Consider the following 1,720-nt stretch of genomic DNA (forward strand, 5'->3'; position numbering starts at 1 on the left):
AAAGTGATAGGTGGATACGTCGAGAAGAACGTCAACAATCCGAATCCGACAGAGCGATGGAGCAATACTTGCGCGGTGAGGATGAGTTATATCCTGGGTGAAGCTGGCATGGTGATACCGCGAATCCCCGAGCAAACGGTATCGGGCAGAGACAATCGGCAATACTTTTTCCGTGTCAGGGATTTGATTCGTTTTCTCGAGCAACGCTGGGGGAAGGCTGAGGGCGTCAAATACCCGCCGTCGAACGGAGGGCCACTTGCGGGTCGGCAGGGCGTCCTCCTGTTCGAGGTGTCGGGGTGGAGCGATGCACAGGGCCACGCCACGCTGTTTAACGGGCGGACGTGCTACGACCATTGTTACTTCAACGAACCGGGCGCGCGGTATCGTACCGATCGCGCAAATTTTTGGAGCCTGTCATGAGGGGAGTCCGGATCGCTGCCGCGTTGGCGTGCATCGCGTTTCAACCGACGATGGTCGTGGCGAAGGACGTCGCACAAACATCGCCCGAGGCCGGCTCACGAACTTACCTCCAGAACTTCAAGGACATGGCGTTCGCGGAGTGCCTGGCTGCCGCATACAAGCAGGCGCCCGGCGCGAGCAAGGACATCGGCAGCAGCATCAGCGCGTTGCGCGACTGGACCTACTACGACATGGAACGTGCGCCGGACGTCATTCATGCGCTGGTCGCGAAGTATCTGGCTCGCGACTATCGGAATCCGGTTGTCGAATCGGAAGTCGCGGATGTGAAGTTCGACTTCCTGAAGTGCATCGACCTGTATCACGGCAAGGAACTGGACGCTGCAGCGAAGCAGCTCGTATCGCGTCCGAACCGTACCTATCGAACCGAGCATCCGCCCAAGCCGCAGTAGCGATCGAACGCCGTTGCGCGATGCAACGGCGCGCCGTATGCCGTTTCGTCGACGCTATTCAAGCGTCCGGATCGAATTGCTGATCCCGCGCGCGCAGTCGATCACCGCCGGCGCGAGCTTGCGGCGCGCGTCGTCGAACGTCCAGCGGCTCGTCGGCGCGACCACGTGCACGGCCGCGACCGGCTGCCCCTGACTGCCGAGCACGGGCGCGGCAATCGACATGTCGCCGATGAACAGTTCTTCCTGGTTGGTCGCGTAGCCTTCGCGCCGCGCGCCATCGAGCAACGCGACGAGATCGTCCAGCGCCGTGACCGTGCGCGGCGTGTGCGGCGTACGCACCATGCCGTCGAGCCGTGCGCGTGCGTGATCCGGCGGCAACGCGCTCAGGAATGCGCGGCCGCTGCCGGTGCAGTACATCGGGATACGGCTGCCGATCGGCATGTGGATCGGCACGAACTTCGTCGACACGAAACGCGCGACGTACACCATTTCGTCCTCGTCCGGCTCGGTGAGGTTGGTGGTTTCGCCGGTCAGGTTCGTCAGCTCGGACAGGAACGGATTCGCGACGTCGATCAACGTATCGGCCGCGAGATAGTTGAAGCCGATCCGCATCACGTGCGGCGTGAGCTGATAACGCCGCGTGACCGGATGCTTGCGGATGTAGCCGAGCTTCTCGAGCGTATAGACCATCCGCTGCGCGGAGCTTTTCGTCATGCCCGCCGCGTCGGCCACTTCCGCCAGCGTCATCGTGCGCCGCTTCGCGCTGAACGCGCGCAGCACGTTGAGCCCTTTTTCCAGCGACTGGTTGAACAGCAGATCGTTTGCTTGGTCGGGCGACGTTTCCATGGCGA

The 1,720-nt window shown here is 62.3% G+C and carries 3 protein-coding genes; 2 read left to right on the plus strand and 1 reads right to left on the minus strand.

The window, feature by feature from the left end; all coding sequences use genetic code 11:
* Together JMF90_RS35905 and JMF90_RS35910 are read left to right on the plus strand one after the other, a co-directional pair.
* Positions 1 to 420 (plus strand): type VI secretion system amidase effector protein Tae4 (locus JMF90_RS35905; RefSeq protein ID WP_201326235.1); only part of this gene is annotated, 420 nt, incomplete at its 5' end.
* Positions 417 to 869 carry a type VI secretion system amidase immunity protein Tai4 gene (locus tag JMF90_RS35910; RefSeq protein ID WP_011547752.1) on the plus strand — a complete coding sequence of 151 codons (453 nt, stop codon included), beginning with the start codon at positions 417 to 419 and terminating at the stop codon, positions 867 to 869. The genes JMF90_RS35905 and JMF90_RS35910, both read left to right, overlap by 4 nt.
* Positions 870 to 923: 54 nt before the next feature.
* On the opposite strand, the gene JMF90_RS35915 is transcribed toward JMF90_RS35910, so the two are convergent.
* On the minus strand, positions 924 to 1,715 hold the full coding sequence (locus JMF90_RS35915; RefSeq protein WP_011547751.1) for an IclR family transcriptional regulator: 792 nt from the start codon (positions 1,713 to 1,715) through the stop codon (positions 924 to 926).
* Between the last annotated feature and the right edge of the window lie 5 nt (positions 1,716 to 1,720).

The organism is Burkholderia sp. E168m23 (genome assembly GCF_016586125.1).
In the GTDB taxonomy this organism is placed as follows: Bacteria; Pseudomonadota; Gammaproteobacteria; order Burkholderiales; family Burkholderiaceae; genus Burkholderia; species Burkholderia orbicola.

Coding starts and splice junctions, on each gene's coding strand:
- JMF90_RS35915 (WP_011547751.1), bottom strand. CDS start 1,715: ATGGAAACGTCGCCCGACCAAGCAAACGATCTGCTGTTCAACCAGTCG.
- JMF90_RS35910 (WP_011547752.1), top strand. CDS start 417: ATGAGGGGAGTCCGGATCGCTGCCGCGTTGGCGTGCATCGCGTTTCAA.